This window comes from Actinomadura logoneensis (genome assembly GCF_003428695.1).
Lineage (GTDB): Bacteria > Actinomycetota > Actinomycetes > Streptosporangiales > Streptosporangiaceae > Spirillospora > Spirillospora logoneensis.
Window position 1 is genome coordinate 1 of record NZ_QURH01000197.1, and the last position, 5,916, is coordinate 5,916.

7 protein-coding genes are annotated in these 5,916 nt (G+C 75.0%); 6 read left to right on the plus strand and 1 reads right to left on the minus strand.

The genetic code is table 11. The annotated features are described in order from the left end of the window. From DZF91_RS10530 to DZF91_RS10550, 5 genes are all read left to right on the plus strand, one after another. Positions 1 to 241: pantoate--beta-alanine ligase (locus DZF91_RS10530; protein WP_147341093.1), on the plus strand; the 241-nt coding region annotated here is incomplete at its 5' end. Beyond that, on the plus strand, positions 238 to 657 hold the full coding sequence (gene panD / locus DZF91_RS10535; protein WP_117357291.1) for an aspartate 1-decarboxylase: 420 nt from the start codon (positions 238 to 240) through the stop codon (positions 655 to 657). The genes DZF91_RS10530 and panD, both read left to right, overlap by 4 nt. 131 nt (positions 658 to 788) lie before the next feature. Beyond that, entirely contained in the window at positions 789 to 2,453 is a 1,665-nt protein-coding gene (locus DZF91_RS10540; protein WP_117357292.1) for an L-aspartate oxidase, read from the plus strand. Positions 2,454 to 2,467: 14 nt separating this feature from the next. Beyond that, positions 2,468 to 3,325, plus strand: a complete 858-nt coding sequence (nadC, locus tag DZF91_RS42925; RefSeq protein ID WP_117357293.1) for a carboxylating nicotinate-nucleotide diphosphorylase — start codon at positions 2,468 to 2,470, stop codon at positions 3,323 to 3,325. A 14-nt stretch (positions 3,326 to 3,339) separates the two neighbouring features. After that, complete coding sequence (locus tag DZF91_RS10550; protein WP_117357294.1) at positions 3,340 to 4,131, plus strand: type III pantothenate kinase; 792 nt, start codon at positions 3,340 to 3,342, stop codon at positions 4,129 to 4,131. 118 nt (positions 4,132 to 4,249) lie between these two features. Here the strand turns inward: DZF91_RS10550 and DZF91_RS10555 are convergent, their stop codons facing one another. After that, positions 4,250 to 5,470, minus strand: coding sequence for an MFS transporter (locus DZF91_RS10555; RefSeq protein WP_117357295.1), 1,221 nt, complete (start codon positions 5,468 to 5,470; stop codon positions 4,250 to 4,252). Positions 5,471 to 5,654: 184 nt separating this feature from the next. Here DZF91_RS10555 and DZF91_RS10560 point away from each other — a divergent pair. Beyond that, the coding region (locus DZF91_RS10560; RefSeq protein ID WP_147341094.1) for a LysR family transcriptional regulator at positions 5,655 to 5,916 on the plus strand (262 nt) is incomplete at its 3' end.

Below are 5,916 nucleotides of genomic sequence, written 5' to 3' on the forward strand. Positions count from 1 at the left end.
CGCGGACGCGGCCGGCGGCGGCCCGGACGCGGTGCTCCACGCGGCGCGCGCGGTGCTGGACGCGGCGGGGGCCGCCGAGCCCCCGCTGGAACTGGACTACCTGGTGCTCGTCGATCCCGCGACGTTCACCGAGGTGGCCGCCGGCCACACCGGCCCGGCGGTGCTCGCCGTGGCGGGCCGGGTGGGCGCGACCCACCTGATCGACAACGTCCCCCTGGAGCTCGGCAAGGAGTCGCGATGATCCGGACGATGTTCAAGAGCAAGATCCACCGCGCCACGGTGACGCAGGCCGACCTGCACTACGTCGGCTCGCTGACCGTGGACGCCGACCTGCTGGACGCCGCCGACCTGCTGCCCGGCGAGAAGGTCGACGTGGTGGACATCGACAACGGCGCGCGGCTGTCCACCTACCTGATCGCGGGCGAGCGCGGCTCGGGGGTGATCGGCATCAACGGCGCGGCGGCCCGGCTCGTCCAGACCGGCGACCTGGTGATCATCATCAGCTACGCGCAGCTGACCGACGCCGAGGCGCGCGCGTTCACCCCGACCGTGGTGCACGTGGACGCCGCGAACCGGATCGTGGCGCTCGGCGACGACCCGGCCGAGCCGGTCCCCGGCACCGACCAGCTCCGCCCCGCCCACGCCCTCCAGAGCTGAGCCCGCCCCGCGCCTCCTGTGACGCCGTCGTCCTCCGTGGACGGCGGCGTCCGGCGTTTGTGGGGGGTCTCACACCGCCGCGCCCGGGGGTTAGTGTCAGAATGACGAAAACACCTCCCGAGGAGGGCCGCATGATCCCTCGCACCGTCCGCCGACTCCGCGCCCCCGCGCCCGGCTGGACCCGGACCGCCGACACCGTCGTCATCGGGTCCGGCATCGCCGGGCTCGTCGCCGCGCTGCGCTGCCACGAGCGCGGCCAGCGCGTCCTGCTGGTCACCAAGGCGCTGCTGGACGCGGGCTCCACCCGCTGGGCGCAGGGCGGGATCGCCGCCGCGCTCGACCCGGCCGACTCCCCGGAGGAGCACCTCGCCGACACCCTCACCGCCGGGGTCGGGCTGTGCGACGAGGAGGCCGTCCGGGCGCTGGTCACCGACGCCCCCGCGGCCGTCCGGCGGCTCGTCGACCTCGGCACGGCGTTCGACCGCGACGCGTCGGGCGAGCTGGAGCTCGGCCGGGAGGGCGGCCACCACCGGCGGCGCGTCGCCCACGCGGGCGGCGACGCGACCGGCGCGGAGATCAGCCGCGCGCTGCGCGCCGCCCTCAAGGAGCACGGCATCGAGGCGATCGAGCACGCCCTGGTGCTCGACCTGGTCAAGGACGCGGACGGCCGCGCCGCCGGGATCACGCTGCACGTCATGGGCGAGGGCTCGCCGAACGGTGTCGGGGCCGTCCGGGCGCGGGCGGTCGTGCTCGCGACGGGCGGGCTCGGCCAGGTGTACTCGGCCACCACCAACCCCGAGGTGTCCACCGGCGACGGCGTCGCGCTCGCGCTGCGGGCCGGAGCCGCGGTCGCCGACCTGGAGTTCGTCCAGTTCCACCCCACCGCGCTGTGGCTGGGCGACGGCGCGCGCGGACGGCTGCCGCTGATCTCCGAGGCCGTCCGGGGCGAGGGCGCGCACCTGGTCGACCACGACGGCGTCCGGTTCATGGTCGGACGGCACGAGCTGGCCGAGCTCGCCCCGCGCGACGTCGTCGCCAAGGGCATCCTGAACCGGATGCGCGAGACCGGCGCGTCCCACATGCTGCTGGACGGCCGCCACTTCGGCCGCCGGATGTGGGAGCGGCGCTTCCCGACCATCCTGGCCGCCTGCCGCCACCACGGGATCGACCCGGTGACCGAGCCGATCCCGATCGCGCCGTCCGCGCACTACGCGAGCGGCGGCGTCCGCACCGACCCGTCCGGCCGGACGACCGTCCCCGGCCTGTACGCGTGCGGCGAGGTCGCCTGCACGGGCGTGCACGGCGCGAACCGGCTCGCCTCCAACTCCCTGCTGGAGGGCCTGGTCTTCGCCGAGCGCATCGCCGCCGCCATCACCGAGGACGCCCCCGAACCGGGCGAGGCGGCCTTCGAGCCGACCGCCGCCGAGCCGACCGCCGCCGAGCCGACCGCCGCCGAGCCGAACACGGTGGCCACCGGACGGGACCTCCGCGGTGAGATCCAGCGGATCATGACCGCCCACGCCGGCGTGCTCCGCACCGCCGACGGCCTCGCGACCGCCGAGCGGGAGCTCGCCGCACTCACGCCGGAGCTCGGCGGCTCCGGCGTCGCGGGCTGGGAGGCGGCCAACCTGCACGCCGTCGCGAGCGCGATCGTCGCCGCCGCGCACCGCCGCGAGGAGACCCGCGGCAGCCACTGGCGCGAGGACCGTCCCGAGCGCGACGACGCGAACTGGCGGGGGCGGTTGGTCACCCGGCTGAGCTGGGATGGGACGCTGCACACCGAGTTCGAGCGCTGATGGAGGAACCGAGGATGCACGTGGAACTCGCCGACCGGCTCCGGCGGGCCGGGCTGGAGCCCGACGCCGTCGAGGCGGTCGTCCGCACGGCCCTGGACGAGGACGGCCCGGTGGACGTCACCAGCACGCCGATCTTCGGCCCGGACGAGCGCTCCACCGGCGACTTCACCGCCCGCGAGGACGGCGTGGTCGCCGGGATCCCGGTCGCGGAGGTCGTCTTCGACCTGCTCGGCATCGAGGCGGAGGCGAAGGCGTCCGACGGCGACCGGGTGACCGCGGGCCAGGTGCTGGTCTCGGTCTCCGGGCCGACCAGGGCCGTCCTGCGGGCCGAGCGCGTCGCGCTGAACCTCCTCACCCACCTGTCGGGCATCGCGACCGCGACGCGGGCGTGGGCGGACGCGCTGGAGGGCACCAAGGCCCGGGTCCGCGACACCCGCAAGACGCTGCCGGGGCTGCGCGCCCTGCAGAAGTACGCGGTGCGCTGCGGAGGCGGCGTCAACCACCGGATGGGCCTGTCGGACTCGGCGCTCGTCAAGGACAACCACATCGCGGCGGCGGGCTCGGTGACCAGGGCCTTCGAGGCGATCCGCGCGGCCTACCCGGCCCTGCCCGTCCAGGTGGAGTGTGACACCCTGGAGCAGGTCCGCGAGGCCGTCGAGGTCGGCGCGAGGTCCATCCTGCTGGACAACATGACCCCGGACGACCTGTTCGAGGCCGTCCGGCTGGTGGACGGCCGGGCGGAGCTGGAGGCGTCCGGCGGGCTCGGCCTGGACCGGGCCCGAGACGTCGCCGTGACCGGTGTCGACTACCTTGCGGTGGGGGCGCTGACGCATTCGGCGCGCGTCTTCGACATCGGCCTTGACTTCTCCTGATCAGCGGGGACCTGATGCTGCTCACCATCGACGTCGGTAACACCCAGACCGTCCTCGGCCTGTTCGAGGGCGAGGAGGTCATCGAGCACTGGCGGATCAACACCGACCCGCGCCGCACCGCGGACGAGATCGCCGTCGTGCTCCAGGGACTCGTCCAGCAGAGCCCGCTGCTCGCCGACACCGACATCAGCGGCATCGCGCTGTGCTCCACGGTCCCGTCGGTGCTGCACGAGATGCGCGAGATGTGCCGCCGCTACTACGGCGACGTCCCGGCGGTGATCGTGGAGCCCGGCGTGAAGACCGGCGTCCCGGTCCGGATGGACAACCCCAAGGAGGTCGGCGCCGACCGCATCGTCAACTCGCTGGCCGCCGTGCACCTGCACGGCGGTCCGGCGGTCGTCGTCGACTTCGGGACGGCCACGACGTTCGACGCGGTGTCGGCCAAGGGGGAGTACGTCGGCGGCGCGATCGCCCCCGGCATCGAGATCTCCATCGACGCGCTGTCGGCGCGCGGCGCCCAGCTCCACAAGATCGAGCTGCAGCGCCCGCGCAGCGTCATCGCCAAGAACACCGTCGAGGCGCTGCAGTCCGGCCTGATCTACGGGTTCGCCGGGCAGGTGGACGGCATCGTCGACCGGATGGCGCAGGAGCTGGCCGACGACCCCGACGAGGTCACGGTCATCGCCACCGGCGGCCTCGCCCCGCTCGTCCTGGACGAGGCCCGCACGATCGACCACCACGAGCCCTGGCTCACCCTGGTCGGCCTCCGGCTCATCTACCAGCGCAACATCGGCACGACGAGCTGACCGCGGACGCCGGGGCGCGTCTCGAAGCCGCCTGCCCTACTGCGTGACGGCCGTACTGCACGACGGACGTACTGCGCGGCGGCCGTACTGCGCGACGGCCGCCGACTTCGGGACTCGTCTAGGCGCGGATCCAGACCCACGCCAGGCAGAGCGCGGCGAGCGCGGCTCCCGCGCCGAGCACGATCGCCGGCGCGGCCACGGCCGTCAGCGCGGTGACGGCCAGCGGCGTGAACATGCCAACGTAGACGAGGGCGTAGACGACCGCGGTCAGCCGGGCGAGCGTCCCGGGCGAGGCGACGCGCGCCGCCTCGCCCAGGCCGTAGGTCAGGACGAACCCGTACGCCGCCCCCAGCAGGACGGCCGCGACGATGTTCAGCGCGGGCAGCCCGGACGCGACGGTCAGCGCGGCCGTCACGAGTCCCACGGTCGTCAGCCCGAGCCCCGTCCGCGCGACCAGGCGGGGGTGGCGCGCCTCCAGTCGGCGCGCGACCGGCTGGGCGGCCATCCCCGAGCCGAGGGTGACCGCCGTGACCAGCCCGGCGTACGCGATCGGCAGGTGGTGGACGGGCACCTCCGTCGGGAGGACCGCGAAGGCGTTCACCGGCGCCGCGAACGACCAGACCGCGACCGGCGCGACCGTCCCCCAGAACCCGCCCCGAGCCCTGCGGTCTCGCACCCGGCCGTCCTGCTCGTCAGGTGAATGGACGGCGGGGCCTTCCGTGGCCTCCGTGCGAATCACCGACGCGGGAGGGGCCGCGGGCTCGGGGGCGCGGATCAGCAGGGGGAGCGCGACCGCCATGATCAGCAGGTGCGGGACGTAGGCCGTCAGCAGCGGATGCGGAAGCCACTGCGCGACCAGCGCGGACGCCAGCGGTCCCGCGCCGAACCCCGCCGAGACGGCCAGCGCGGTGATCCGCGTGCCCGAGCGCGGCGCCAGCTCCTTGACCCAGGCCGTTCCGGCGGCGAGGACCGCGCCGGTCACCACGCCCGCCGCGAGCCGTCCGGCGTAGAGCAGGGACGGGACGGCCGCACCCGCCATCAGGACCGCCGTGACCAGCGCGGACATCGAGGCGAACGGCAGAACCAGGCGGCGGCGCCCGTGCCGGTCCGACGCCGGGCCGCCGAGGACGAGACCGGGCACCAGGCCGAGCGCGTAGATCCCGAACATCGCCCGCGTCTCGCCGCCGCCCAGATGCAGGCGGTCGGCGTACAGCCCGAGCAGAGAGGCGAACTGGTTCGCACCCCAGCCGACCCCGAACAGCGCGAGCGCGACGGGCCCCCAGGCGGAGGCGGGAACGCGGTCGTCGGCGGAAGCGCGGGGGAGAGAGATGGTGGCCATGACGTCCGGTCTACTCACCGAACCGCCCCGGCCGGAAAGCGCTTCACGAATCGTGAACCGGACGAGGAGCGTCCGGCCCGCCCGGCTACCGTTCGAGATCGCGCACCCGCCGCCCGGAACCGGGCCGGTCCGGCCGCGGACCCGGTGGCGCCGGGGCCTGTGCGTCCCGACTACCTTGGGATTCGTGGAGCTCCGTCACCTCGCCTCGTTCCTCGCGGTGGTCGAGGAGGGGCAGTTCGCCCGCGCGGCGGCACGGCTGTTCCTGTCGCCCCCGGCCGTCACCGCGCACGTCCGGCGGCTCGAACGGGAGCTCGGCGTCCCGCTGCTCGAACGGTCCCCGCTGCGCCTGACCGAGGCGGGGGAACGGCTCGTCCCGCACGCCCGCGCCGCGCTCGCCGCCGCCGACGCCGCGGCCGACGCGGTCGCGGACCTGCGCGGGGACGCCG

What these genes read in the sequence shown, in the direction of transcription:
- panD (WP_117357291.1), top strand. Translation starts at nt 238, where the DNA reads ATGATCCGGACGATGTTCAAGAGCAAGATCCACCGCGCCACGGTGACG.
- DZF91_RS10540 (WP_117357292.1), top strand. Translation starts at nt 789, where the DNA reads ATGATCCCTCGCACCGTCCGCCGACTCCGCGCCCCCGCGCCCGGCTGG.
- nadC (WP_117357293.1), top strand. Translation starts at nt 2,468, where the DNA reads ATGCACGTGGAACTCGCCGACCGGCTCCGGCGGGCCGGGCTGGAGCCC.
- DZF91_RS10550 (WP_117357294.1), top strand. Translation starts at nt 3,340, where the DNA reads ATGCTGCTCACCATCGACGTCGGTAACACCCAGACCGTCCTCGGCCTG.
- DZF91_RS10555 (WP_117357295.1), bottom strand. Translation starts at nt 5,470, where the DNA reads ATGGCCACCATCTCTCTCCCCCGCGCTTCCGCCGACGACCGCGTTCCC.